This is a genomic window from Schaedlerella arabinosiphila, from assembly GCF_003885045.1.
GTDB lineage: Bacteria > Bacillota > Clostridia > Lachnospirales > Lachnospiraceae > Schaedlerella > Schaedlerella arabinosiphila.
On record NZ_RHJS01000002.1, the window covers coordinates 3,431,576 to 3,457,829 of the forward strand.

The window sequence follows — 26,254 nt, forward strand, 5'->3', positions numbered from 1 at the left end:
AACTGAATACAGTCTCCTGTTATTGACTGTATTTCAGCTACTGCCTTTTCGTTCTCATATAGTTTATCAATCTCCTGAAATTCTATTTTCAAATCTCCAACGTATTCTTTCATTTTCTGCATGTTTTTTTCCTCTCTTTCTCCACTTCATTTTTTTGTCTTCTATTTCTTCTGACGCTTCTTTCTCCTGTATTTTAAAACTGCTTTGTTCAATGACAGAAGCTACTGCCGTAAACTGATTTTCCGTGTCATCCAATAACAATGTTCCTTGATATTTTTCCAGCGAAGATTTAACACTTTCAAGGCCAATCCCATGAACCTCTTTATCTTTTTTAATAGTTTGATATTTTTGTTTTTTCTTGATAGGCTTCCTTTCCATACTATTCACAAATTTTATTATACATAATGTTCCTGTTGATTTTATTGTAATCTTTATTTCCTTTTTTTCTTTTTTCGTATACTCACAGGCCTCGATTGCATTGTCAAAAAGATTGGATAATACTACACATAAATCATAATCTGCTAATGGAAAGTTCACCATATGATCTACTTCCATATGTACTTCTATACTTTTCTGTTCAGCCTCCAAAAGCTTGGTATTCAAAATTGTATCTACAGTTTTATTCCCTGACCAACTTCTCTGGCTGATTACTTCCAACGGGCTGGATAACTTGCTTCCATACTCGATTGCCTCATCATACTTTTCTTCTTTTAGGTATTTTATCAAAAGATTAATATGATTTTTGAAATCATGCGTAACGTACTCCAACTTCTTCTGTTCATTATATAATTTCTGATAATTTTGTTCCATCAATTTATTTGTTGTATTAATCAGCTGTTCCCTCTCTCTTCGGCTGGCTGATGAATCATAAACGTAAAAAACTATGCAAAGAATAACCCCAAGTGCTACTGTTACATAAAAACTATTTATGTATATCTGATTTATTTCCTCCAAAAACAGCTGTTGAAATAGGAGCACTCCAAGATAACTGATAATATCAACAATGACCAACACTCTTCTGGTCTGATGTAAATCAGAAAATTTTCTCTTAATTTGTGATGTCAAAATGATTACCGCAATGAGCAATATTATTCTCACTGCAAGAAAAATTCCCGATATTTTTAAGCTTTTGCTATAAAGTACTGTCCTCATAGAATAATTCACTTTATCATTATTCATGAGAAGAAAACCCATCGCATAATCTATGTATATAATCAAATGCTTTGTCAATATAGCAATACAGCCCCGCATTAAATTATGTCTTTCTTTCCTGCATTTAAACAGCAGCATCAAAAAGAGGTCTGTAGTAATCCATACACCATTATTATAATAAAGGGTCTGAAGGTTTAAAGCGTTAAAGAAAGAAATTATTCCGCATATCAATATAAGCAAAACTTTCTGTTTTACTGTACGGCTGTCCGCTCTCTCCGCTATCAAATTATAAGCCAGATATATACAAAGATATAAATTTAATGCTTCAATTCCAGTCAATAATATGATTTTAACCATAGTCCCCCTCCACGAGATCCACCACTGCTCTCTCAGCCCCTCACGGCCTTCTTATCCGATCTGCCTGCTCCAGTATCTCGTGACCTCTTCCTTCACATGTTTCAGATAAGCCCTGCTTGCAGTCACGACTTCCTGATTGGAAAGGGTAATCTCTCTTACATCCATCCCGCTGATATGCAAAATATTCACAATGATCCCCCGTTCTATAAAAACGAAATCTCCTTCCGGCAGCATTTTGTAGACATCATTGAGGGACAGCCTCTGCTTATATGTCCTCTCCTTCGTCACAAATTCGGCGTATTTCCCGTTTTTACTGATTCGGATGATATCCTTAAACCGGAATTTTTCCATCTTATTGACTGTGGTGATCGTGTAGTAATCCGCCTCTGTTTCCTCTGCCGTCCTGCGGAAGAACTTCTCCAGCGCCCGGGGCAGGCGCTCTGCCACTTTGTCTTTCAAAATATACTGGTAGGCGTCGATCTCATAGCTTTCCAGGGCGAATCTGGAATAGGAGGTTACGAAGATAATGCATACGTCCGGAAATCTTTCCCGGATTCCCCGCCCCAGCTCCATCCCGTTGATCCCGGGCATCTGGATATCCAGAACGTAGATGTCAAAATACGCGTCCCCGTCGTCCAACTCATAGATCAGTGTCTCCGCTCTGGAGAACTGCGTGCACTCGATTTCTTTTCCGGCTTTTCCGGCAACGGACTGCAGGACGGACTGCACGGTCGCCCTGTATTCCTGGCTGTCGTCTACAATTGCCGCTTTATATTTCTGCACTGTAATCACCCCATATCTTCAAACTCATAATACTTCTGCTGATTCACATGACAAAGATAGCTGCCCTCCGGTTCTACTACCAACTGGTAGATGTCCTCCTGCCGGGGATATTTCCACCTGGAATAGTAAAAATATTCTCCTTGTTCGTGGTTTTTGATTTTTTTCATAATATCTTCAATGACTTTTTGCTTTGTATCGGAATGGTCTCTCGGATTCCATCGTCCAAGTACGGAGCCGATCTTTGATTTGTTTAATCTCAGCTTCCTGGCACAACGTCGCTGAAAGGAGCGGATCTCGTCCTCCGTCAGTCCTGCCGTATGGAAGATCTGCTCAAAAAGTGCCTGGCTGCTCTCATAGGGGAATCCCAATTCAATATACGCTTCTGTTAAAAGAATGGCCTTTGCGAGTATGGCCTGTCTCTGCCTCCCTCCTTCCTGATTCTGTGATGCTTCTCCCTGCTCCGCCTGATAAAGCTCCATCAGATACCGGATACTGTGTATGATCACCTCCTTTGGAGAAACTCCGTTCAACTGCAGGTTCGCCGCCGCAAGCTTGATACTTTCCAATATGATTTTTTCCTTATCCATTGATAGCCTCATTTCTATTCTGTCTTTCCTGCCGGCTGCAGTGTACCGGCAAGAGGTAAGGGGTATAGGGGGGCTTGCCTGTACACTGAATACAGGATAACACATCCTGAAATAGAAATGGGAGATTGTCCGTAAGTTGCTGACTTTTGTCCGTGATCTGCAAAAAATCTTATTAAATATTCTCTGAACAGCTACAAAGGGGCTGTTGGAAAATGAATAACTGCCCACAATATATACTGTAACTGATTGGATATCACAGTAAGATATTGTACAGAAATGTCATTTTCCAACAACCCCTTTGAATTTATTAACACAACAAAAATTTTTCACAAAATTCTTTTGCAGTCACAATTTGAACATTTTCGTACTGCCCTATTATAAGAAGATCTTTATCTCCGCTAACAACATATAGAGCATGGGAATCATTTGCACATTCCAGAAATTTATTATCGTCAGGGTCACGGCACACTTTAACATGGGTAACAGGTTCGATAATTTTCATAGCTTTAATCAACGGACTTAAAATTGACCTATTGATATGTCCTTGCTTTCTGCTAATCATTTCCTGCACAATTTCTTCATATTCAATAATAATTTCTGCCGTGGCACAGGCAAATATCTTCTGTCCAACAACAGCACTAAGAATTTTTCTTGGAAATCCCCCAAAAAACACACCTGAAATCAAGACATTCGTGTCTATCACAATTCTCATACTCGTTTCTTCTTTCTAACTGATTTGATAATATCATCAACATCATTTTCAGTATATCCAACAGACAGTGCCCATTTTTGAGCTTCATCCAGTGAGGCTTCAAATTCTTCGGCAGAAGGAAGTTTTAAAGTTTTGAGCATGATAACATCTCCGGAAGTATATGCCACCAGTTTATCACCAGTATCAATCGACAAAAGTTTTCGGATGCTAACCGGCAGTGAAATCTGACCTTTGGAAGAAACAGTTAGTATTTGCGTACTCATTTGCATATGCTCCTTTCTTGTAAGAATTTCTTACTTTTATTATGCCATAGTATCAAAATATATGCAAGATAAATCAAATTTACCACTTGACAATACAGCAAAGTTCCAAACGATTTTACTGCTTTTTCCAATCACCAATTTCCTTTTTTCGCAATCATTAAGATCATATGCATTGCCTTTTTCATACACACACCCCTCAGATCAAATTCATCGCATCACTCACATTTTTCACCCCAATCACTTTGATCCCGGTAATGTCCTTCACCATATGCATGGAAACCTCCGGGATGATGCAGGTCTCGAAGCCCAGCTTCCTGGCCTCGGCCACGCGCTGCTCGGGCATATTCACGGCCCGTACCTCGCCGCTTAAGCCCACCTCCCCGAATACCAGCAGCTTTTCATCAATGGGCCGGTTCTTGTAACTGGACACCAGGGCCATCACGATGCCAAGGTCGATGGCCGGTTCGTTCATGCGGATTCCCCCGGCGATGTTGACGTAAGCGTCGCAGTTGGACATGTGCAGCCCGATCCGTTTTTCCAGAACGGCCATAAGCAGGTTGACCCGGTTGTAGTCGGTGCCGGTGGCGGTCCTTCTTGGCATTCCGAAATTGGTCTGGCAGACCAGCGCCTGGATCTCGATCAGGAGCGGGCGGGTTCCCTCGAGAGAGCAGGCAACCACAGAGCCGGAGGCATGCTCCGGGCGGCCGCTGAGCATATATTCGGACGGGTTTTCGACCTCCACAAGGCCATTTTGGCGCATCTCGAAGACGCCGATCTCATTGGTGGAACCGAACCGGTTCTTCACCCCCCGCAGGATGCGGTAGGAGGCGTGCCGATCCCCTTCGAAATAGAGCACCGTGTCCACCATGTGTTCCAATACGCGGGGACCGGCTACCGTGCCTTCCTTTGTCACATGGCCCACGATGAAGATGGTCACCCCAAGCCCTTTGGCAAGCTGCATAAATACATTGGTGGACTCCCGAACCTGGGACACGCTTCCGGGTGCTGAGGAAACCTCCTCATTGTACATGGTCTGGATGGAGTCAATGATCACCAGATCCGGGCGGCGGTTCTCAATGATATTTCGAATGGTGTCCAGGTTGGTCTCGCACAGAAGCTTTAAGTTGTCGCTGAACGTTCCCATGCGGTTTGCCCGAAGCTTGATCTGGGCCAGGGATTCTTCCCCGGATACATACAGCACCTGTTTGTCCCCGGACAGACGCTGGCATACCTGGAGAAGGAGGGTGGATTTTCCGATTCCCGGGTCCCCCCCTACCAGCACCAAGGAGCCGGGCACAATCCCTCCGCCAAGCACCCGGTCCAGCTCATCCAGGCCGGTCATAAGCCTGACCTGGTCATCTGTACGGACTTCCGACAGAGCGAGCACCTGGGCCTCCTTCTGGGACTTTACGGCGGCAGTCTTTGCCGTGGTGATCTTTTCCTCTACAAATGTATTCCATTCTCTGCATGCCGGGCACTGGCCCAGCCATTTTGTCTCTTCATGCCCGCAGTTCTGGCAGAAATATACGGTTTTCTTTCCTTTTGCCATTCTCTTAATCCTCGTTCTTTATGCCCAATTCAAATACCCCGCGGCACGCGCTGACAGAACATCAAAATTTCAGCGCAGCAGGCTGCGGGGTATTTGGTCTGCATTCCGCTGCGTTTGCTGCTTTGCGGGTATACACAGAAATAGCCATGAGATCATCTGCCTGAATCCCGCTGCAGATTGTCTCACGGCTGTTCTTTCCTACACTAAAATATTAATATTGTCTCCCAGTCCAGGCGTAACCGCGGCAGCATCCATCATCTGCATCATAGCCTCGCTTGTGGCCTCCGCCGTATCAAGAACCTTGGACATCATGGCAAAGCTTATATTCGTACTCAGCCTTTCCATCGACATCATCGTTGACAATGCAGGAATATCCATAGGGCACCTCTCCTCTCTTATGATTGTATAACACACGGTTATAGACATATATCGGCTGTTTTCCCCTGATTCTTAACATAACACGCACAGTTGCTGCATCTATACATTCTCCCCCGCATCATACCGCCCCGCACCCCGGATACAGTTCCCGTACCACCTTCACCAGGTTTTCTGCCTGTCTGGAGAGGGCGTAGCTGTTATTGTATACCAGATACAATTTTCTTGTACTCCTGTTCTTTCCCATTGAAAATGCCAGCACACTTCCCGCCGCAATCTCCTCCCGGACCGCCAGGCTGGAAATGATGGTGATGCCGATACCGTTTTTCACAGAGCGCTTGATCGTCTCTGTGCTCTCCACGCTGGCGGCTATGGAAAGCCCTCCCACATCAATGCCTGAGAGCTTGAGCTGCTTCTCCGCCTCTTTTCTGGTGCCGGAGCCTTCCTCGCGCATGAGCAGCGGTTCCCGGCATATCCACTCCAGCCCCTTCTCCTGTTCTAAGATGGCGCGGTATCGGTCCGTATTGGGCATGATCACCACCAGCTCATCCTCATAGAAGGGAAGATACCTGCAGGACTTATTTTCTATAAGTGTTCCTGTAAAACCCACATCCACCACGTGGTTTGCCACATCCTCGATCACCCTGGCGCTGTCCGATTCCCGGAGTTCCAACTGCCCGGAGGGGTATTTTTCCTTATATCCGGCCAGAATGTCCGGCAGAAGATAGCGGGACGGAACCGTGGACGCCGCAACCACCAGCCGGGGTTTTGCCTTCCCCGAATCGGACGCAAACAGTTCCGTGATCCGATTCTGCAGGATCAGCATTTCCCGGGCATACTGGTACAGCTTCATCCCCTGCTCGGTCACATCAATCTCTTTGGTATTCCTGACAAACAGCTTCGCATTGAGTTCTTTTTCCAGTGAGGAAATGTATACGCTGACGGTAGGCTGCGTCAGATACAGCGCCTCCGCCGCCCTGGAAAAACTCTTATGGTCAGCCACCGCTACAAATACTTCCAGTTGTTTTAGTTTCATATCACATAAATCTCAGTCTCTTCTTTTTCGATGATCTCCCCGGTGATCCCTGCCGGAAGCCCTTCCTCCCGAAGCTTCTTTTGCAGTTCTTCTGCCTGCCCCGCCGGAACCGCGATCAGCAGCCCGCCGGAGGTCTGGGGATCAAAGAAGACTTCCTCCATGGCGAAGGAGATCCCTTCAAACCGGACATGGTCTTTCAGATGATTCCGGTTCTTCTGGGCCGCGGCAGTGAGATAAAATTCTTCCGCATAGTGCAGCGCTTCGGACATCACCGGAACCTCTCCGGCACGGATTCGGCAGGAATGCCTGCCGTCCATCATCTCGTGGAGGTGTCCGAGAAAACCAAAGCCGGTCACGTCCGTGCAGGCATGGATCTCGTATTCCCTGCAGATCTCCGATGCCCGCCTGTTCAGCGTCGTCATGGATCGGACCGCTTCATCCATGGCTTCTCTGGATGCCTCCTGAATCCGGTTGGCCGTACAGATGATCCCCACGCCCAGCTTTTTCGTCAGGATCAGAACGTCTCCCGGCTGCCCCTGGTTGTTGGGGTATATCTTTTTCGGATGAACCACCCCGGTCACAGACAGGCCGTATTTTACGCTGTCGTCCGCAATGGAATGCCCTCCTGCCAGGCTTCCGCCTGCCTCTGTGACCTTCTCGGAACCGCCCCGCATGATCTCACCCAGGATATTCAGATCCATGTCCTCCGGAAAGCAGACGATGTTCAGCGCGGTTCGGACATCCCCGCCCATGGCGTACACGTCGCTGAGCGCATTCGTCGCCGCGATCTGCCCGAACAGATAAGGATCTTCCACCATAGGAGGGAAAAAATCCAGCGTCTGTACAATGGCTGTATCCTCCGAGATCCGGTAGACGGCCGCGTCGTCCCGGCTGTCATATCCGATGAGCAGGTTTTCATCCCGAATGCCTTTGGGGAGGCGTTCCAGTACATGGCTCAGCACCCCGGCCCCAAGCTTGGCGGTACATCCGCCGCCCTTACAAAATACGATCTGATCACTCATTGCGTTCCCTTCCTTTCTCCGTACCGCATCCGATACAGGCTGAACCAGCCCTCTTCTCAGCCTGTCAAAAACAAAAGCCGGCGTTCCGGAAGCTCCAAATAATCCGGCAGCCCTTTTTCGCGCAGCAATTCCCACTTGTCCTTCTGCAAAAACCAGCACAGGTTTTCCCGGGCGTGTTCATTTTCCGGCAGGATATAAAAATTTTTCTCAAAGGGCAGCTCCGCGCTGCCGGCCAGCCGAAACCGGATGCAGTTCTCTTTTTTCTCTCCCCATACAGGGACAAATTCATGGGCCCGGAAGCCCACATATGCAATGTTCCCGGGAATCTCTCTTTTGCACTGCAGCCCGATCCCCCAGTCCAGCGCTTCCATCCGGTGCACTCCCGTCCTCTGCACCCGGGAAAAATTCTTGCACCCGGTGAGCCGGGCCGCTTCCAGATATCCGGGATCGGCAAACAGTTCCCTGGTTTTTCCTCCGGTGATCACCCTTCCCCGGTCCATGACCAGCAGTTCCTCACTGAACCGGTAGATCTCATCCCGGTCATGGGATACGAGGAGCACGGTTCCTGCGTATGCCTCCAGCATTTCGTACAATTCCTGCTGCAGCCGGTCTTTCAGAAACTGATCTAGAGCGGAAAAGGGTTCGTCCAGCAGGATCACTTCCGGCTCATAGGCCATGATCCTGGCCAGCGCCACCCTCTGCTGCTGCCCCCCGGACAGTTCCCCGGGGAGACGCTCTTCCAGCCCTTCCAACTGAAATGTATGCAGCATCTCCCGAACCCGTTCCTCTTTCTGCCGTCTGCTGCCTTTGAGCCCCGCACCGACATTTTTTGCAACCGTCATTGTGGGAAAGAGGGCGTAATTCTGAAACAGATAACCGATATTGCGTTTCTGGGGCTTCACGCAGGTTCTGTCCGCAGAACGGTACATCACCCTCGGGCCAAGCAGGATTTCCCCCTGGTCGGGCGTCTCGATCCCGGCAATGCATTTCAGCGTCATGCTTTTTCCGCAGCCTGACGCCCCCAGAATCCCGATCCTGGACGCACTGCTTTCAAACCGGACATCCAGCGAAAAGTCGGGAAACCGTTTCTTCACATTGACACTCAGACTCATCCTTTACCACCTTTTCACCGTTTTCATCCGTTTTCCTGAGATCAGGTTCATCAGGATGATGATCGCCAGGGCGATCACGATCACCACCCCGACCCAGATTCCGGCCGTCAGATAGTCCCCGTCCTGGATCACCATGGCGATCTTCTGGGAAATGGTTCCCGTCTTGCCCGGAATATTTCCGGCCAGCATGGAGGTGGCCCCGTATTCTCCCAGCGCCCTGGCAAAGGTCAGCACCGTGCCCGACGCGATCCCCGGCCCTGCGGAGGGAACCACCACCCGCCAGAAAATCTCTGTTTCCGACATGCCGAGGGTCCGCCCTGCATAGACCAGGTTGACGTCGATCTGCTCAAAAGCAGCCCGGGCATTCCGGTACATCAGGGGAAACGCAATGACCGTCGCCGCGATGACGCACCCGAGCCAGGTCTGCACCACCTTGAAGTCAAATTGTTCGTACAGGAAGCTGCCTAACGGACGCCGCCTGCTGAACAAAAGCAATAGGAAAAACCCTGCCGCCGTGGGAGGCAGCACCATGGGCAGGGTGAGTATCCCGTCCAGGACGGCCTTTTTGCCGCCAGATGCCCTGACTGCCTTCCTTGCCGCGAAAATCCCCAGGAAAAACGAGACAAACGTAGCGGCAGCCCCGGTCTTCAGAGATATAAACAGAGGACTCCAGTCCAGTTCCTTGAATAGTTCCATTACCGTTTCCATATCAAACATCCGTATCAAAATAATATGCTTCAAACACGGCCTTGGCTTCGTCCGACAAAATGAACTCCACAAATTCGGCGGCCGCGGCCGTCTGCGCTTCATCCGCCTCCTCGTTGACCACCTGTGCAATGGGATAGATGACATTTCCGGTCAGGTCATAGCCGACTGTCTCCAGGATGTCCAGTTCTTCCTCATATCCGTATGTGTCGGAGTAATACGTGGTTCCTACCTCGCAGGAGCCTTCGGTCACCGCCGTGAGCACCTTGCTCACATTGTCCTGCTCGCTGATCTCCACGCCGCCCAGGGCTTCGGACACCGTCCGGGTGCTGATCCTGGCCGCATCCTCCGTCTCTTCCAGCTTTCCCAGGTTCACCAGCGCCTGCCTGGTATATCTTCCCACGGGAACGCTTCCGCCTGCCAGTGCAATGCTCCCGGCCTCCTCCAGATTGCCGAGCCCCGTCACCGCCGTTTTGCTGTCCTTTAAGGCGACTACCACCACCTGGTTGTTGACCACGTCCGCCCTGGTTCCTTCTACCGCAAGTCCGTCCTTCTCCAACTGATCCATCTGCTTCTGGGCCGCGGAAAAAAAGACGTCGCAGGCATATCCCTCCTGGATCTGCGTCAGGAGCGTACCGGAGCTGTCCGCATTATAGGTGATCTTTACCTCCGGATGGGCCTGGCTGTATTGTTCTGCCAGCTCTGTCATAACGTTGTTCAGACTGGCCGCTATAAATACCTGGATCTCCGTCTCAGGATCGTTCTTCCCGGTGTCCTTTTCTGTCTCAGGATCGGTTTTCCCGATATTCTGATCGGTTCCCTGCGCTTCCGGCTTTTTTTCCGTCCCTTTGGATACATCCGCGGCACATCCCGTCAGCAGGCTTCCCGTCAGCACTGCCGCAAGGAGGCCGCAAACCGTTCTTTTCCACATGTTTTCTTTCCTTCCTCATTTGCAGCCAGCTTGCAAAGCTAATGGATTGCCTGCTCCGGCCGCATTCATGCCTTGACACCGTACTCCGCCCCGTCTCCGGCCGCATTCATACCCTGCCGCCGCACTCCGCTTCCTCCCCGGTCAGAATCCCGATCCCGTGTTCCAGGTGGGGCAGGATATATTCCAGGCTTTCCTTCACCGCCTTTTTGCTTCCCGGCAGGTTGACGATGAGCGTCTTGCCGCGGATCACCGACGCGCCTCTTCCCAGCATGGCCCTTCCGGTGATGGACAGGGAGTGCATACGGATGGCCTCCGCGATCCCCGGCGCATTTCGCTCGGCCACTGCCATGGTGGCTTCCGGCGTACGGTCCCGCTGAGAGAATCCGGTTCCCCCTGTGGTCAGAACCAGGTTGACCTGCCTGCCGTCCGAAAGACGGATCAGCTCCTGTTCGATCTTCTTCTGCTCGTCCGGCAGCAAAAGCCGCTCCACCACACGGTAGCCTGCCTCCTCCAGCATCCCGCAGATACAGGGGCCGCTGGTGTCCTCCCGTTCCCCTCTTGCGCCTTTGTCGCTGAGCGTCACCACCGCAGCGGTATAGCGGGTATCCGCCTTCTCAATGATCTGCATCTCGTCTCCCACGGAAATGGTGCCCCCATGAATCACCTGTGCGAACACGCCCTGGGTGGGCATGATGCATTCCCCCATCTTCTGATAGATCCGGCAGTGGGTGTGGCATTCCTTTCCGATCTGCGTCATTTCCAGCACCACGTCATTGCACCGGAACGTGGTTCCGGCCGGAAGGGATCTGAAATCAAAACCCTCTACCACCAGATTTTCCCCGAAGGCGCCGTAAACCACATCTGCCCCTTTCCTGTTAAATGCTTCGATCCGCTCTGCCGACAAGAGGCTGACCTGCCTGTGCCAGTTCCCGCCGTGGGCGTCCCCTCGGATTCCGAAGCCCTCCGCAAATTCCGCAGAGCCCACATTTTTCTTTTCGATCCCCCTGCGTTCACTGATGCAGACTGCCTTTACCACTCCCATGCTTAACCTCCGATCTGAGCCATATTGTGTGTTTCCTGCAGGATTCCCTTTACCCGCTCCTCGGGTGAATTTCCGTTTCCAAAGATCCCGGGCACGCCGTTCTCCGCCGTGGGCCATGCCCTGCTTGGAAAATCATGGCATTTCGGTTTCATGTAGATGCAGTCCTGCAGAAGCTGCTGCAGCTCCCTGTCATCAATCCCGTTTCTCATCTCCTGCTTCAGATTGATATGCCCTTCATAATTCAGGCACAGCTTCAAGGTGCCGTCCGCTTTCACCCGGATTCGGTTGCAGGAGCGGCAGAACTTCCGGCTCAGCGCACTGATGAACCCGATCTTCCCGCGAAATTCAGGCAGCTGGTAATAGACTGCCGGGCCGTTTCCCACAGACTCCTTCACCAGTTCCATATAACCAAACTGCGCTTCCAGCAGTTTTTTGATCTCGTCCTGGGTCACCGCCGTATATCCTGACCCCAGCCCGATGGGCATCATTTCAATAAAACGAACCGTGATCGGGTATTTCCATGCCAGCGCCGCCATGTCCACAAGCTCATCCTCATTGATCCCCACCATGGGTACGCAGTTTACCTTCACCGGGATTCCTGCCAGGATCGTCTGCCGGATGCCCTCCCAGACCTCAGAAAATTCTCCCCGCCGGGTCAGACGGTGGAATTTGTCTTTGTCCAGGGTATCCAGGCTGATGTTGATGCCGGACACTCCGGCCGCCGCCAGCTCCGGCAGAAACCTGCACAGCAGCGCTCCGTTGGTAGTCACTGTAACAGACTCAATTCCCGGAACCAGCCGGATATTGCGAATCAGCCCGCACACGCCTTTTCGCACCAGGGGTTCCCCTCCGGTGATCTTCACCTTTGTGATCCCCGCGCCGGCCGCCGCCTTGACGAGACGGAGGATCTCGTCATAGGTCATGACCTCGCTGTGGGGCATGGGCTCCACCCCTTCCCGGGGCATGCAGTACTGGCACCGGTAATTGCACCGGTCTGTCACGGATATTCTGATATAATCAACAACTCTCTGATATTGGTCTTTCATTGCTTGCCTCTTATTCTTCTGTTTTTTTCTTCGGGGCCGCACACATGCTTCTGATTACGCAAAGGCCCCGGTCTGTTTTTACTTTCCAAATCCGCAGTTGGGAAACGTGCACACCGGGCAGGACAGGCACAGCCCGCCTTCTCCCAGCCGGTCCAGGTCCTGTTTCTCCAGCACTTCCCCGGCCATGATCCTGGGGAGTACCAGGTCAAAGACGGTCCGCCTTGCGTACATGACGCACCCCGGAAGCCCCATGACCGGAATATGCCTGTCCCCGTAATAGGCCAGAAGGAACATGGCTCCCGGCAGCACCGGCGCGCCGTATGTCACGATCCTGGCTCCGGTATTGCGGATCGCAAGAGGGGTCCTGTCGTCCGGGTCCACGCTCATTCCTCCTGTGCAGAGGATCAGATCCGCCCCTGCATCCAACAGCTTCCGGATGGCCGCCGTGATCTGCTCGTGGTCGTCGCTGCAGACCTCATGGCCGATGACCTCCACATCATATTCCGACAGCTTTTCCCGGATCACCGGGGTAAAGGTATCCTCAATCCGCCCGTAAAACACCTCGTTTCCGGTGGTCACAATCCCCGCCTTTTTTTTCAGATACGGCATCAGCTCAAAGATCGGCTTCTCTCCCGCCGTCTCCTTTGCCCGCTCCATCTTCTCCTTCTCGATCACCAGCGGTATGATCCTGGTTCCTGCCAGCTTGTCCCCCGCCTTCACAGGAACATCCCCGTGCCGCGCCGCAATCATCATCTCTCCCAGGGAGTTGACCGCTTTCAGCCTTTCGGAATCCACTTTAAACAGCCCGGCGCATTCCGCGCTCAGCTCAATCTTGCCTTCCTTCACCTCTGACGGACGCATATGGTCATTTCTGCATATATCGCACAGAATCTGAGCAGCCTCGTTTTCATGAAGCATATTCTCGTGATTCTCCCAGATATAAATGTGGTCCTTCCCTACACTCAGGAGCACCGGGATATCCTCCTCGCGGATCACGTGTCCCTTGCGGAATACCGCGTCCTTCGTCACGCCCCGGATGATCTGGGTGATGTCGTGGCAGAGGATCTGCCCCACCGCCTCCTCCGTTTTCATCAGTTTCATCGTCCATTCCTCCAATTTGTAACCAATTTGCGGAGCAAATTGATTGCCTGCTCATGCGCCATCGCAAAGCGATTTTCATGCGCATGATACCTTATTTGTAACCAATTTGCGAAGCAAATTGATTGCCTGCTCATGCGCCATCGCAAAGCGATTTAATATGCGCATGATACCTTATTATGTAGCCAATTATCTGTTGGACCATACCGATTATTTTTTCAAAATAATTCGCTGTCAAAAAAAATATTGTGATAGATCTGATCTGCCGCTTTTTCCACCTGCTTCTCAAACTCCTCGAACAGTCCCAAAAGATCCCTTCCCCTGTCTGTCAGATAGGCTCCTCCGCCGTTCTTTCCGCCGGGCCTGCGTCCTACGATCTGGTACCCCAGCTCCTCCTCCGCCGCATGGATGATCTTCCATCCTTTGCTGTAGGAAATGCTGGTTCTCTCGCAGGCTTCCTTCACGGAACCCAGACTGTCGATCTGCTTGAGCAGTGTGACTGTCCCCGGCCCGAAAAAGGGCTTCCGGCCGGCCAGCCTTACCTTCACCGTGGGCCGCATCCGCTTTTTGTCACGGAGCCTGGCAAGCTGGGTGCAGTCCTGCTGTCCGTATGCGCCCGCAAGCACTCCTTCGTCAGAGACCTCCAACCGGATTGTCTCCCTCTCCAGCGCTTCCAGAGCGCCCTTCCAGCCCTGGTTCCCCTGGTACTCCAGTATAGCGGGAATCCGGGTGCTGTCGATGCAGACCGGATATCCCGGCTGACCCTGGCAGACCGGCAGCACAACACTGCCCGGTTCATCCAGCAGAAGCTTTACCGTATCCTCCATGAAAAAGGAAACATCCACCGGACAGAACAGTACTTTGCCGCACCGTTCCCTGAGATAGCGAAGCCCCAGCCTGGCGGAATCCAGCATCTGCGGGGAACCGCCGTGTTCATTTCTGAGAAATGTGATCCCAAAGCGGCGGAGCGTCTTCTCCACCTGCTCTGCCCGATATCCGGTTACCATAACGATGTCCTTGATGCCTGCCCGCTGAAAGTTCACAGCCGTCCGTTCTGCCGCGGACAGGATGTCTGTCTCCGTAAGCCGGCTCAAATCCCCTGTCTCTGCAGGTCTGCCGGCGGCATCGATCACTGCGCCGACATGCATAATCAGTCTTTTAATGCAACAACTTCGATCTCTACCAGCGCATCCTGGGGAAGTGCGGCTACCTGGAACGCAGATCTTGCCGGATAGTTGCCTTCACTGAAAAATCCCTTGTATACTTCGTTCATCTTTCCAAAGTCCGCGATGTTTTTCAAAAATACGGTTGTCTTTACTACATTGTCCATGGTGCATCCGGCAGATTCCAGAATGGACTTTACATTCTCCAGAGACTGCTTTGTCTGGCCTTCGATGTCCTGCGCAACGATCTTGCCTTCGGAGGGAAGGATCGGAAGCTGTCCGGAGAGAAACATCAGATTCCCTGTATTGATTCCCTGTGAATAGGGTCCGATTGCCTTAGGTGCCTTGTCTGTGTTTAAGATTGTTTTCATGGTCATATCTCCTTCTACAAATTTCTTTTCTCGTAATAATAATATTTTATCACCGGCATCTATATCTGTCAAGCTGAAACGCCGTTTGCCTAACAAAAATTTTTTTGTACGTTGACTTTTTTATTGAATTTAAAAAGAGAACGTGTAATAATAGAAGAAACGTTATAAAAGAAATGGGGAACGCTTATGCAATCAGATATCCTTCAGCATTATACCATACTTGTAGACTTTCTCGGAAAGGCGCTCGGCCCGGATTTTGAAGTGGTCCTGCATGACCTGAGTTCCAAGGACATTGCAATTGCCGCAATCGCAAACGGACACATCAGCGGCAGAAAAGTGGGAGGCCCCCTGACGGATGCCGCCCTCCGCATGATCTCTTCCAGGGCCTATGAATCGGAAGACTTTCTGAGCAATTATAAAGGGATTGCGCCCAATGGACATGTCCTCCGTTCCTCCACCATGTTCATCCGGGATGAGGACCGCAGGCCCATCGGGCTCCTATGCATCAATTTCGACGACTGGCGGTACAAGGAACTGACAGAACAATTGCTTTCCGTGATCCACCCGGAATCCTTTCTGGAGCAGCACCCCGCAAACACCCAGCCTCTGCTGGACAGGAGCGCTCCGTCTGCCGCTCCCCCGAAAACCGCAGCGACGCCGATCACGGAGAATTTCTCCATGGATATCCCGGCGCTGATGCAGAAGATCTTTGACGAAGCCACGGCTTCTCTGGAGACGCCCATTGACCGGCTGAACCAGTTCGAACGGAGGGAGATTGTGGAGCAGCTCAATGAGCAGGGATTGTTTCAGCTCAAAGGGGCGGTCTCCTTTGTCGCCAGGAAGTTCTCCTGCTCCAATGCCACCATTTACCGGTATCTCAGCGAGATCAGCGCCTGATACACTTTGTCAGCGGCGCACACTGAAAACCTGCCTCCGGCAGCTTTTCTACATACGATGGTATAAAAAAGCCCTGTCAAATAGACACCTATTTGACAGGACTTTTTTTGTACAGCCTGCGGTCCGCACGTTTTTATATGACGCAGACACAGGCTTTGCCGTCCACTTCTCTATTATACCGTTACGCCAGGATTCCCCGCAGATCCGCGATGGCATGTCGGGGGCACTTGACCGCGCACATGCCGCAGCTTAAACAAAGGGATTCATCGATCACCGCATGGCTGTCGATCACATGGATCGCCTCCGCCGTACAGGTCTTTTCGCAGATCCCGCAGCCGATACAGCTTACCGGGCAGGCTTCCCTCGCTTCTTTTCCTTTGTCTTCATTGGCGCACCGCACCACAATATAGTTGGCGCATTCGTGCAGACGGATGATATCCTGGGGACAGGCGCGCACGCACATACCGCAGGCGATACACTTCTCCTCATCCACCTCTGCCACGCCGTTTTCATTCAGGGAAACGGCGCCGAACCTGCAGACCGCAGCACAGTTTCCGCAGCCCACACAGCCATATTTACATCTGGATACCGCACTTGCGGCACATGTTCCGTTGCATGCCACCACCGCCGCGCGGCAGGGGAATTTTTTCTTCACTGCCATGATCCGTCATCCCTCCCTCTTATATGGTGTACCGGAGATCGGCAGGCTGTACCTGCGCTCTCCATCCAGCCGGTAGTACGCGTCCGTGATCGCCGGCGCGGTCGGAATGGATGTGATCTCCCCGATGCCGATTGCGCCGCAGGCCACATTGAGCCCCGGTTTGTCGATGACAAGGGCCTCGATCTCCGGGATCTCATGGGCACGGAACAGCCCAAGCGCACCGAACTTCTCCACCGGTTTACAGTTCTCGTCGATGGGATATTTTTCCCGCAGGGCGAATCCCATGGACATGACCACGCCGCCCTCAATCTGCCCTTCGCAGGACAGCGGGTTCACTGCCTTTCCTACGTCGTGGGCCGCAACAATCTTCTCGATCTTCCCGGTTTGGGAATCCAGGATGCATACCTGGGTAGCGTATCCGTAGGCCACATGGGAAACCGGATTCGGCACGTCCGCGCCAAGGGGATCTGTCTTGGCAAGGTATTCTCCGTAAAATTCCTGTCCCGTCAGATCCGCCAGCGTCTTTCCTCCTGCCTTTGCTTCCATCAGCTTTCTACACGCCCGCAGACATGCTTCCCCGGTGATCATGGTCTGTCTGGAGCCGGAAGTGGTTCCGGAATCCGGTGCGATCCATGTATTGCTGCGCTCGTAGACAATGTCCTCCCGCTTTAAGTCCGTATTGCTGACAACCATCTGTACCAGCACGGTTCCCAGGCCCTGGCCGATGCAGGAAGCCCCTGCGTAGATATGAAGCTTATGGTCATCCTCTACGATCAGTTTTACCCGGCCCGTATCCGGGATTCCCACGCCCACTCCGGCGTTCTTCATGGCACAGGCAAGCCCCACCGGTTTTCCGGCCGCCCTTGCACTATCGTACTGCTCCTTCACTGCCTCCAGCGTCTCCACCAGCCCGGTGGATTCATCCACGATCTGTCCGTTGGGCAGAACGCCTCCCGGACGGATGGCATTGCGGTAGCGGATCTCCCATGGCGTGATCCCGATCTCGTCCGCCATCATGTTCAGCAAGGTCTCCGTCGCAAAACAGGTCTGGGTCACGCCAAACCCACGGAATGCCCCTGCCGGCGGATTGTTTGTATAATAAGCGGTTCCTTCGATCTCAAAATTCTCATAGGCATAAGGGCCTGCCGCATGGGTGCAGGCACGCTCCAGCACGGGGCCTCCCAGGGAGGCAAACGCTCCTGTATCCGAAGCCACCTTTGCCTTTACCCCCAGAATCCGGCCGTTTTCGTCACAGCCCATGGTAAAGTCCATCACAAAATGATGCCGCTTGGGGTGGATCAGAAGGGACTCCGCCCTGGTCAGCCGGACTTTCACCGGACGCCTGGTATGGTGGGCAAGCAGCGCCGCGTGATGCTGCACCGTCATGTCCTCCTTGCCGCCGAAGCCGCCGCCTACCAGCGCGTTCTCCGCCTTCACCTTATCTGTTCCCAGCATCAGGCTGCATTCCCGGTAAGTACAGTAGGCATCCTGGTCTGTGGAAATGACCATCACATCGCCGTCCTCGTCGATATAAGACACGGCGCACTCAGGCTCCAGAAATGCGTGCTCCGTCCAGGGGGTCTCGAAGCGATGGGAAATGACATGCTTCGCATGTTTGATCGCTTCCTGTGCATTCCCCCGGCTTACGTGCTTGTATGCCTGGACATTGGACTCTTCCTCGTCAAATACCCTGGGCGCGTCCGCTGCCGCCGCCTCTTCAATATTATGTACCATGGGAAGAACCTCGTACTCCACCTTGATCAGCTTTTTCGCTTTTTCTACGGTTTCCATATCCTCCGCAGCTACCAGGGCCACGGCGTCTCCCAGGTAATGGGTCAGCCCTCCCACCGGGATCAGGGTATACTGGTCATGCTTGAGATGCCCGATCTTGTTCTCCCCCGGAATGTCCTCCGCCGTCAGGACCGCCGCCACGCCCGGCAGTGCTTTCGCCTTGGAGGTATCAATGGAGAGCACCCTTGCCCTTGGGTATTTGCTCCGAAGGGCCGAGCCGTAACACATATTTTCCATATAGAAATCGTCAGGATACTTGCCGTAGCCCATCACCTTCTCTTCCACGTCCAGGCGGTGTACCCTGGAGCCGATCTTCCAGTCGTCGGCGCTCTTTCCCGGAACCACGCCTTCCCGCAGGATCTTCGCGGAAAGCTTCACCGCGGCGATGATCTTCACATACCCGGTACAGCGGCAGTAATTGTTCCGCAGAGCGTATTTGATCTCTTCCTCCGTGGGATCCGGATTTACATCCAAAAGCGCCTTGGTGCACATCACCATACCCGGGATGCAGAAGCCGCACTGTACCGCTCCCGCCTCCCCGTAAGCATAGGTAAAGACTTGGGATTCCCATTCGCTTAATCCTTCCACGGTCAGCACGTGCCTGCCCTCGAGCCGGTCCGTCATGGGGACGCATGCCTTGCACACCGCGCCGTCTATGATTACGGTACAGGCGCCGCATGCGCCCTGGCTGCAGCCGTCCTTCACCGAGGTCAGGTGCAGTTCGTCCCGGAGAAACCGAAGCAGGGACTGCTTTTTATCCGTTTTCACCGTTTTTCCATTCACTACAAATGTATACATTTTCAATTCTCACCTTCTTTTTTTGAACCTGGGGCTGCCGGAAAACGCCGCCTCCAAAGCGCCTTTTCCGATCCGCCTCGCCTTATCTGATATGGTCACGCAGTATGTCCTGTCCTCCCGTGCGTCAATGTCCCCGATCTTGAGCCCTTTTTCCACCTGCACGCCTTCTTGGAGCATGCCCCGGACAATGCCGGACATCTGCGCGCAGACCGGAACGCCCCCGGTCATAGCCACTGTCTGCCCTTTCTTTACCAGATCCCCGATCTGTGCGATCGGCTCCATCGTCCCGGAGGCCGAAGCCCTGACCAGGCGTTCTATGGTGTATCCCGCAATCTCCCCCGGAATCCCCGTATTGGGAATGGCGCTGCCCTCGGAGATCACCTGTCCGAGGGAAGGGCCCCGCTGGGTCTCTATCACAAAATGGCAGTCCGCCCCCGCCGTAAAACCGGGGCCGATCCCGATCACCACCGGCGCGTCGCCGATACGTGTGCCCAGATTTTTCTTGGCCATGATACCGTCGATCAGGACATCCGGGCAGTATGTCTCACGGATCTTTGCCTGAGGGTCTACAATCACCGCGATATTGCCTGCCTTCGTCACCCCAAGAGCTTCCTCCAGGTTTTGAACCAGGATTCCTTTTGCCTGTTCTACCTGTGCCTCGCCCTCATACACCGCACGCGAGAAAGATACCGTCCTTCTCACCGCCAATGGGACTTCTATATCCGTCATCAGGATCTGATGGCCCGCAAGCCAAAATTCATACGCGATCCCTGTAGCCAGATCCCCGGCTCCCTTGATCAAAATCTTCATGTTTGTTCCCGCCTCTCTTTGTGTGCTGAGTTCCATCATACTGCTGCCTTCAAAGCCTGTAAACAGACTTTTTTTACCATATTTGCCGACAGCCATACCCGGAAGCCCCTTCAAGGCTCCCGTGCATGGCTTCTTCCATTCAAAACGCTTATAACATATAACTATAATCCGCGCATACCGCTTCGATCAGCCTCTGCAGCTCTTCCGGAACTTTCGTCTCCTGTCCCTTCTTCCAGGTGTACTCTGTACCCAGGAACCGAACCCTGCATTCCAGTTCTTCCCGGTTCAGTACGGCAAAACCATCGTTCTTGCTGTCCGCCATATCCTTTTCATTTGCGAATAATGTAAATTTGTCAAGATACGGCGCGCTTGCGTATGGGCAGAATACCTTACAGTTGCCGCATTCGTTGCACATATAATCCACATGGATCACCTGCGCCTTTTCCATTCCCGGTACTTTGACGGAGATATTGGCGCGGTTCGGACATACGTCCACGCAGTTTTCGCATACTGTAGAGCAGCCCAGGCAGCGGTCTGCCTCTTTGCCGCATCCCGGCTCCGCCAGGATTCCCTTCTTCTGGTAAATGGCTTCTGCATCTGCCGGTGTGCTCAGATCCCCGGTCACCGGAACTCCTGCGATGGCTTCCGCCGCAGTCATAGCCTCTCCCATTCCCTTCACCACCAGGGATGGTCCGAACAGGCCGTCGCCGACCACATAGACGCCTTCCACGCTGCTTTCCAGAGTACTGCTCACCTTCACACGTCCCCGATCGTCCACGTTCAGGCCGTTTGCCTCATAATAATCTGTGGGCACCTTTTCACCTACTGCCGCGATCACGGTATCTGCCGGGATGGAAAGGGTCTCGTCTGTCTCCACAACCCCTGCCCGTCCGGACGCGTCCCGTTCGCCAAGCTGTGTTACCTTGCAGACCAGATTGCCGCCTTCTAATTTTACAGGCGCCAGAAGCTCTCTGAACTCAACGCCGTCCTCAATGGCCAGAAGCAGTTCGTGCTCATCCGCCGGCATATAGCGCTTGGTCCTGCGGTATACCAGATACACATGCTCCACGCCGTCGCAGCGCTTCGCCGCCCTTGCGGTATCCATAGCCGTATTTCCGCCGCCGATCACGACTACGTTCTTTCCAAGGTCTACTTTTCCCTGTTTTGCGTTAAAATCTTCCAGGAATGCCAGGGCATTCAGGGCTTCGCCGCCTTCCAGCTTCAGTTCGCCCCGCTTGTAAGCGCCCACTGCCAGGACTACGCCGTCGTATTCCTTCTTCAGTTCTGCTACGGATGGCGCCTCCGTATTGGTCAGAATCTTCACACCCAGCTTCCGAAGCAGGGATACGTCCTTATCGATTACGCTGTCGTCAATCCGGAAATCCGGGATGATGGCGCTGACTACACCGCCCAGCTTGTCGCGCTTCTCATAGATCGTCACGTCCGCGCCTGCCTTTGCCAGATAGTATGCCGCCGCCATACCGGAGGGGCCGCCTCCTACCACCGCGGCTTTCTTACCGCAGCTTCCGGCGGGCGCAACCGTACCGATCACTGCGTCAAATGCCTTCTGTGCGCATTCCAGCTTGGTATCCCGGATCTGAACCGGGGTCTCATAGAAATTCCGGTTGCAGTGGCTCTGGCAGCCGTGTGCGCAGATGGTTCCCGTGATGAACGGCAGCGCGTTCTTGTTCAGGATCACTTTCAGGGCTTCTTCGTATTTTCCTTCTCCCGCAAGCCGCACATAGGTTGTGATCTCCTGATGGATGGGACAGGCATCCTCGCAGGGGGCCGTATAGCAGTCCAGAAGCGGCACTCTCTCTTTGGACTTCCTGGATACCGGAAGCTTCGCCGGTTTTACATGGTGAGGGTCATTCACCGCGTCTTCCGCCAGACGGTTCAGCGCGTTCACGTCGATTCCCTCAAACGGCTTCATGCCCATGGCGTCCAATCCCTCTGCCATCTGTTTGAGCCTCTGGTATCCGCCAGGCTTCAAAATCGTCGTCGCCACAGTGACAGGCCAGATGCCTGTTCCCACGATCTTCTCAATGTTAAATGCGTCTGCACCGCCGGAGTAGGCAATCCTGAGCTTCCCATCGAAGTCTCTGGAAAGCTTTGCCGCTACGGAAAGAGACAGAGGATACAGGGATTTTCCGGACATATACATCTCTTCGCTGGGCAGTTCGTTGGCCTTTACATCCACCGGGAAGGTGTTGGTGATCTTCACGCCAAATTCCAGGTTCTGTTCGCCGGACAGGCGGATCAGCCTCTGGAGCATGGGAACCGCGTCGGCATACTGCAGGTCGTCGTCGAAATGGAACCTTCCGAACGCCACATAGTCATATCCCATTTTATCCATGGTCTCCCGGGCAAACTCATAGCCCAGAAGGGTGGGATTGCACTTGATAAAGGTGTTGATCTTCTTTTCCGTCAGAAGATAGGTGGCAATGCTCTCGATCTCCTGGGGAGGACATCCGTGAAGCGTGGAGATGGTCGCTGAATTGCAGATCAGCGGGGAGATCGCCTCGATGTCTTCCTTTGTGACATTCTGAAATTCCCCTGCATGGGCGAGGAGCACTTCCCTGCATGTTTTGAAGGCGTCTGTCTGCTCCGCGTTCATCATGTTGTTGATAAATGTGTCGATCTTCTCCGACTTGATGCCCTTCAGGTCATAGCCTACGCTGATGTTGAACTGGTAGCCCTCCGTACTTCCCAGGCCGTATTCCTTTGCAATGAAGGCAAGCAAAAACCACGCCTTGATATATTCGTCCTGAGCCTGGGGCACATAGAGCTCCGTTGACCACTCACAGTTGTAGCACTCATCCTCCGCCAGGATACAGGGCTTATTGACGCATGCCGCAAGTTCCGCGCCGTCCATGATCTGTACGGTCTTCAGCTCGAAGAAACGGCTTCCCGCGTAATAAGATGCCACGATATTCTGGGCAAGCTGGCTGTTGGGGCCTGCCGCAGGGCCGATGGGGGTCTCCAGCTTCCGGCCGAAGATGGTCTGCGCCCTGCCCGGGTCTGCCACGTAGGGACTGTGTACTCCAAATACGGTTCCTTTTTCGTCATGCTCTGTCCGAACCCAGTTCAACAACTGTTCGAAAGGCATACAGCTCATAATATCACTCATTTTCATTTCCTCCTGTTATTTTTCATTTCCTCCGGACAGCGGCCGCCTTTTTTTGTACCGCTGTCCGGAGTTCACTCTTTTTTCTCCTGGTCCCCTTTATCCATTGATGCTCTTCCACAGCTTTGCAGAGGATTCCCTGCATTTTGCCATAGCTTCTTCCACATCAATCACTTTTACTTCCCTGTCCTTCATCAGAACCTTTCCGTTTCCGACTGTGGTCACCACGTCCCGTCCGGTCATGCCGAAGAGGATGTGTCCGTTGATGTTGTTCTCATCCAGATGTGTAGGCGGGTTGTAATCCACTACGATCACATCCGCTGCCGCCCCTTCCTTCAAAACGCCCAGAGGAGCCTTGAAGTAACGGTTTGCAATGGCCGCGTTGTTCTCGAACAGCATCTTGGGCACCTCGCCCCATGCCGCGTTGGCGTCGCACAGGTGATGCTTGTGGAGTACGTTCGCCACCTTGTAGGACTCGGTCATATCGTGGGTGTAGCCGTCGGTTCCCAGACCTGCCAGGATTCCCCTGTGCACCAGTTCCATGGTGGGCGGGCATCCGCAGGCATTGCCCATGTTGGATTCCGGATTATGTACGACCATGGTGTTGGTATCCTTCACCAGGTCCATCTCATGGGAATTGATGTAAATGCAGTGTCCCAGCAGCGTCTTCTCTCCCAGGATATTCCAGTCCATGAGCCGGTCCACGATCCGCTTGCCGTACTTCTTCAGGCAGTCATGAAGATCCTCGATTCCCTCTGCCACGTGGATATGATAGCCCACCTCGTCCGGCTTGTTGGCCGCCGCCAGCTCCATAGTCTCGTCTGAGATCGTAAACTGGGCATGCATTCCCATCATACCGGCCAGCATATCCGAATCATCCTTCAGCGCGTAGCGGATAAATTCCGCATTCTCCATCACCGCTTCTCTTGCCTTATCCATGCCGTCCCTGTCCGATACTTCGTAGCACAGGCAGGAGCGCACGCCCAGTTCCTTCGCCGCATCGGCGATGGTGAACAGGCTGTCTTTGATGTGGCCGAAGCTTGCATGGTGGTCGAAGATGGTGGTCACACCGTTGCGGATACAGGAGATCATGGTATCAATCGCGCTGTATTTTGTCTGTTCCAGCGTCAGGTGCCGGTCAATGGTCCACCACTGTCCGTCCAGGATATCCAGAAATCCTTTCGGATTGTAGCCTTTGATACTGAATCCCCTTGCCATGGCGCTGTAAATGTGCTCGTGGGTGTTGATAAACGCAGGCATGATCAGCCCCTTCTTCGCATCGATATACTCTGCATCCGGATAAGCCTCTTTCAGCTCCTTCTCCGTTCCTACCCTGGCAATCTTTGTGCCTTCGATTGCAACCGCTCCATGTTCAATATATGGAAGATTGCTGTCTCTGGTAATGACTTTACCGTTTCCTATGATCAGCATAATGCCGCCTCCTTTATAAAAAATTTTTTTTGCTTTTGCATTTCTTCTATAAAATGTATTCTCAGTCCAACTTTTTCTCTGCTTCCGTCAGATCCATATTCTTCGGAAGTACCAAGTTCAGCAGAATGGCCACGATAGTTGCCAGCACCACCGGAGATTTTCCGAAGATGGTGGTCACCCATGCGGGGAAGGATGCCAGCGCCGCATTGGCCTGGGTGATCCCCATTCCAAGGGCAATGGCCAGGCCCACGATGGTGGTATTCCTGTAATTCATGGGGGACGCCGTGATCAGCTTCACACCGGTCATTGCGATGGACGCGAATACCGATACGGTGGCACCGCCAAGCACACAGGACGGGATCGTCGTCAGCAGGGAAGAAAACTTCGGGATCAGCCCTGCAACAAGAAGGATGCCTGCCGCCATGGCGAATACTCTCTTAGCCACCACCTTTGTGGATGCCACGATCCCCACATTCTGGCTGTATGTAGCTGTGGGAAGCCCTCCGAAGAACGCACAGAAGATATTGCTGATACCGTATGCCACGATACCGCCGTTTAGTTCTTCATCCGTAGGCATTCTGTCCAGTCCGCCTGTTGTGGTGGCGGAAAAATCTCCGATGGCCTGTATGGAATTGATGGCGAATAACACGCCGATGGCCACACATGAGGAAGGTTCAAATGTGATCCCAAAGTGGAGCGGCCGCGGAAGCTGGAACATGGATGCGGATGCCACGGAAGAAAAATTCACCATTCCGAATGCCAGCGCCGCGATATATCCCACGACAATTCCGATTAATATGGAAGAAAGCTTCCAGATCCCCTTTCCATAATGGTTCAACGCAGTCACCACGATCAGCGTAATGATGGCAATCAGCCAGTTCTGCCAGGAACCGTATCCATCGCTTCCCACGCCTCCTGCCATATAGTTGATGGCTGTCGGATACAGGGAAAGTCCGATTGCAAATACCACCGTACCGGTGATCAGCGGCGGGAAAAACCTGCGGATCTGCTTGATGAAGATTCCTACTATAATCGCTACGATACCGCCGATGATCTGTGCGCCCAGGATCGTTGCCACATCATAATCGCCTGCGATGGCCTGCATGGTGGGCACATAGGCGAAGCTGATGCCCATGATGACCGGAAGTCCCGACCCCAGGGATATGGGACCGTTCTTGATCAGCGGAAATAACTGGATGAACGTTGTCAGCGCCGACATCACCAGCGCCGCCTGGATCAGTATGACAGAATCTGCCGGGGAAAGTCCGGCCACGCCTGCTACAATGATGGCCGGTGTCACGCACCCTACAATCATAGCTACAACGTGCTGCAATGCCAGCGGGAGGGCCTGCGGTACGGAAGGCTTTCCGTCAATTCTGAACAGTTCCTGTGAGATGGAACCCGTCTCTTCTTTACTCATATCTGTTTTCCTTTC

Annotated in this window: 24 protein-coding genes; 1 reads left to right on the top strand and 23 read right to left on the bottom strand. The window is 52.8% G+C overall.

Annotated features, from left to right (window positions below; translation table 11 throughout):
• Nucleotides 1-66 precede the first annotated feature (66 nt).
• The 17 genes from EBB54_RS16460 to EBB54_RS16540 form a co-directional block, all read right to left on the bottom strand.
• A complete protein-coding gene (locus tag EBB54_RS16460) occupies nucleotides 67-1,509 on the bottom strand; it encodes a GHKL domain-containing protein (protein ID WP_125128244.1) in 1,443 nt (480 codons plus the stop codon).
• 51 nt (nucleotides 1,510-1,560) lie between these two features.
• Nucleotides 1,561-2,292, bottom strand: a complete 732-nt coding sequence (locus EBB54_RS16465) for a LytR/AlgR family response regulator transcription factor (protein WP_243127699.1) — start codon at nucleotides 2,290-2,292, stop codon at nucleotides 1,561-1,563.
• A gap of 5 nt (nucleotides 2,293-2,297) precedes the next feature.
• A complete protein-coding gene (locus EBB54_RS16470; RefSeq protein ID WP_004077660.1) occupies nucleotides 2,298-2,879 on the bottom strand; it encodes a hypothetical protein in 582 nt (193 codons plus the stop codon).
• A 307-nt stretch (nucleotides 2,880-3,186) separates the two neighbouring features.
• On the bottom strand, nucleotides 3,187-3,591 hold the full coding sequence (locus EBB54_RS16475) for a putative toxin-antitoxin system toxin component, PIN family (protein ID WP_125128246.1): 405 nt from the start codon (nucleotides 3,589-3,591) through the stop codon (nucleotides 3,187-3,189).
• Nucleotides 3,588-3,854 (bottom strand): AbrB/MazE/SpoVT family DNA-binding domain-containing protein, encoded by a 267-nt coding sequence (locus EBB54_RS16480; RefSeq protein WP_162307164.1) that lies wholly within the window; start codon nucleotides 3,852-3,854, stop codon nucleotides 3,588-3,590. Before EBB54_RS16480 ends, EBB54_RS16475 begins: the two co-directional genes overlap by 4 nt.
• A gap of 196 nt (nucleotides 3,855-4,050) precedes the next feature.
• Nucleotides 4,051-5,403 (bottom strand): DNA repair protein RadA, encoded by a 1,353-nt coding sequence (radA, locus tag EBB54_RS16485; RefSeq protein WP_004077661.1) that lies wholly within the window; start codon nucleotides 5,401-5,403, stop codon nucleotides 4,051-4,053.
• A gap of 198 nt (nucleotides 5,404-5,601) precedes the next feature.
• On the bottom strand, nucleotides 5,602-5,781 hold the full coding sequence (locus EBB54_RS16490) for a YjfB family protein (protein WP_004077662.1): 180 nt from the start codon (nucleotides 5,779-5,781) through the stop codon (nucleotides 5,602-5,604).
• 118 nt (nucleotides 5,782-5,899) lie between these two features.
• On the bottom strand, nucleotides 5,900-6,814 hold the full coding sequence (locus EBB54_RS16495; protein WP_004077664.1) for a selenium metabolism-associated LysR family transcriptional regulator: 915 nt from the start codon (nucleotides 6,812-6,814) through the stop codon (nucleotides 5,900-5,902).
• Nucleotides 6,811-7,836, bottom strand: coding sequence for a selenide, water dikinase SelD (gene selD / locus EBB54_RS16500; protein WP_125128248.1), 1,026 nt, complete (start codon nucleotides 7,834-7,836; stop codon nucleotides 6,811-6,813). Before selD ends, EBB54_RS16495 begins: the two co-directional genes overlap by 4 nt.
• 56 nt (nucleotides 7,837-7,892) lie before the next feature.
• Nucleotides 7,893-8,948, bottom strand: coding sequence for a sulfate/molybdate ABC transporter ATP-binding protein (locus tag EBB54_RS16505; RefSeq protein WP_125128249.1), 1,056 nt, complete (start codon nucleotides 8,946-8,948; stop codon nucleotides 7,893-7,895).
• Between the two features lie 3 nt (nucleotides 8,949-8,951).
• Entirely contained in the window at nucleotides 8,952-9,656 is a 705-nt protein-coding gene (gene modB / locus EBB54_RS16510) for a molybdate ABC transporter permease subunit (protein ID WP_004077669.1), read from the bottom strand.
• Between the two features lies 1 nt (nucleotide 9,657).
• Nucleotides 9,658-10,584, bottom strand: a complete 927-nt coding sequence (gene modA, locus EBB54_RS16515; RefSeq protein WP_125128250.1) for a molybdate ABC transporter substrate-binding protein — start codon at nucleotides 10,582-10,584, stop codon at nucleotides 9,658-9,660.
• A 106-nt stretch (nucleotides 10,585-10,690) separates the two neighbouring features.
• Nucleotides 10,691-11,626: an MOSC domain-containing protein gene (locus EBB54_RS16520; RefSeq protein WP_004077673.1), complete on the bottom strand. Its 936-nt coding sequence runs from the start codon at nucleotides 11,624-11,626 to the stop codon at nucleotides 10,691-10,693.
• A 2-nt stretch (nucleotides 11,627-11,628) separates the two neighbouring features.
• Nucleotides 11,629-12,672 (bottom strand): GTP 3',8-cyclase MoaA, encoded by a 1,044-nt coding sequence (gene moaA, locus EBB54_RS16525; protein WP_004077676.1) that lies wholly within the window; start codon nucleotides 12,670-12,672, stop codon nucleotides 11,629-11,631.
• A 78-nt stretch (nucleotides 12,673-12,750) separates the two neighbouring features.
• Nucleotides 12,751-13,773 (bottom strand): molybdopterin-binding protein, encoded by a 1,023-nt coding sequence (locus tag EBB54_RS16530; RefSeq protein WP_125128251.1) that lies wholly within the window; start codon nucleotides 13,771-13,773, stop codon nucleotides 12,751-12,753.
• Between the two features lie 215 nt (nucleotides 13,774-13,988).
• Nucleotides 13,989-14,918 (bottom strand): NTP transferase domain-containing protein, encoded by a 930-nt coding sequence (locus tag EBB54_RS16535; protein WP_243127700.1) that lies wholly within the window; start codon nucleotides 14,916-14,918, stop codon nucleotides 13,989-13,991.
• Nucleotides 14,919-14,920: 2 nt separating this feature from the next.
• On the bottom strand, nucleotides 14,921-15,304 hold the full coding sequence (locus tag EBB54_RS16540) for a RidA family protein (RefSeq protein WP_004077681.1): 384 nt from the start codon (nucleotides 15,302-15,304) through the stop codon (nucleotides 14,921-14,923).
• A 186-nt stretch (nucleotides 15,305-15,490) separates the two neighbouring features.
• Between EBB54_RS16540 and EBB54_RS16545 the strand changes: the two genes are divergently transcribed.
• Entirely contained in the window at nucleotides 15,491-16,201 is a 711-nt protein-coding gene (locus tag EBB54_RS16545) for a helix-turn-helix transcriptional regulator (protein ID WP_125128253.1), read from the top strand.
• A gap of 181 nt (nucleotides 16,202-16,382) precedes the next feature.
• Here EBB54_RS16545 and EBB54_RS16550 read toward each other — a convergent pair whose 3' ends face one another.
• From EBB54_RS16550 to EBB54_RS16575, 6 genes are all read right to left on the bottom strand, one after another.
• On the bottom strand, nucleotides 16,383-16,862 hold the full coding sequence (locus EBB54_RS16550) for a 4Fe-4S binding protein (protein ID WP_125128254.1): 480 nt from the start codon (nucleotides 16,860-16,862) through the stop codon (nucleotides 16,383-16,385).
• 6 nt (nucleotides 16,863-16,868) lie between these two features.
• Nucleotides 16,869-19,451: a selenium-dependent xanthine dehydrogenase gene (gene xdh / locus EBB54_RS16555; RefSeq protein ID WP_125128255.1), complete on the bottom strand. Its 2,583-nt coding sequence runs from the start codon at nucleotides 19,449-19,451 to the stop codon at nucleotides 16,869-16,871.
• Between the two features lie 9 nt (nucleotides 19,452-19,460).
• On the bottom strand, nucleotides 19,461-20,357 hold the full coding sequence (gene yqeB / locus EBB54_RS16560) for a selenium-dependent molybdenum cofactor biosynthesis protein YqeB (RefSeq protein ID WP_125128256.1): 897 nt from the start codon (nucleotides 20,355-20,357) through the stop codon (nucleotides 19,461-19,463).
• A 52-nt stretch (nucleotides 20,358-20,409) separates the two neighbouring features.
• On the bottom strand, nucleotides 20,410-23,391 hold the full coding sequence (ygfK, locus tag EBB54_RS16565) for a putative selenate reductase subunit YgfK (protein WP_125128257.1): 2,982 nt from the start codon (nucleotides 23,389-23,391) through the stop codon (nucleotides 20,410-20,412).
• A 96-nt stretch (nucleotides 23,392-23,487) separates the two neighbouring features.
• Nucleotides 23,488-24,819 (bottom strand): putative aminohydrolase SsnA, encoded by a 1,332-nt coding sequence (gene ssnA / locus EBB54_RS16570; RefSeq protein WP_125128258.1) that lies wholly within the window; start codon nucleotides 24,817-24,819, stop codon nucleotides 23,488-23,490.
• Nucleotides 24,820-24,880: 61 nt separating this feature from the next.
• Nucleotides 24,881-26,239, bottom strand: a complete 1,359-nt coding sequence (locus EBB54_RS16575; protein ID WP_004077692.1) for a uracil-xanthine permease family protein — start codon at nucleotides 26,237-26,239, stop codon at nucleotides 24,881-24,883.
• Nucleotides 26,240-26,254 lie beyond the last annotated feature (15 nt).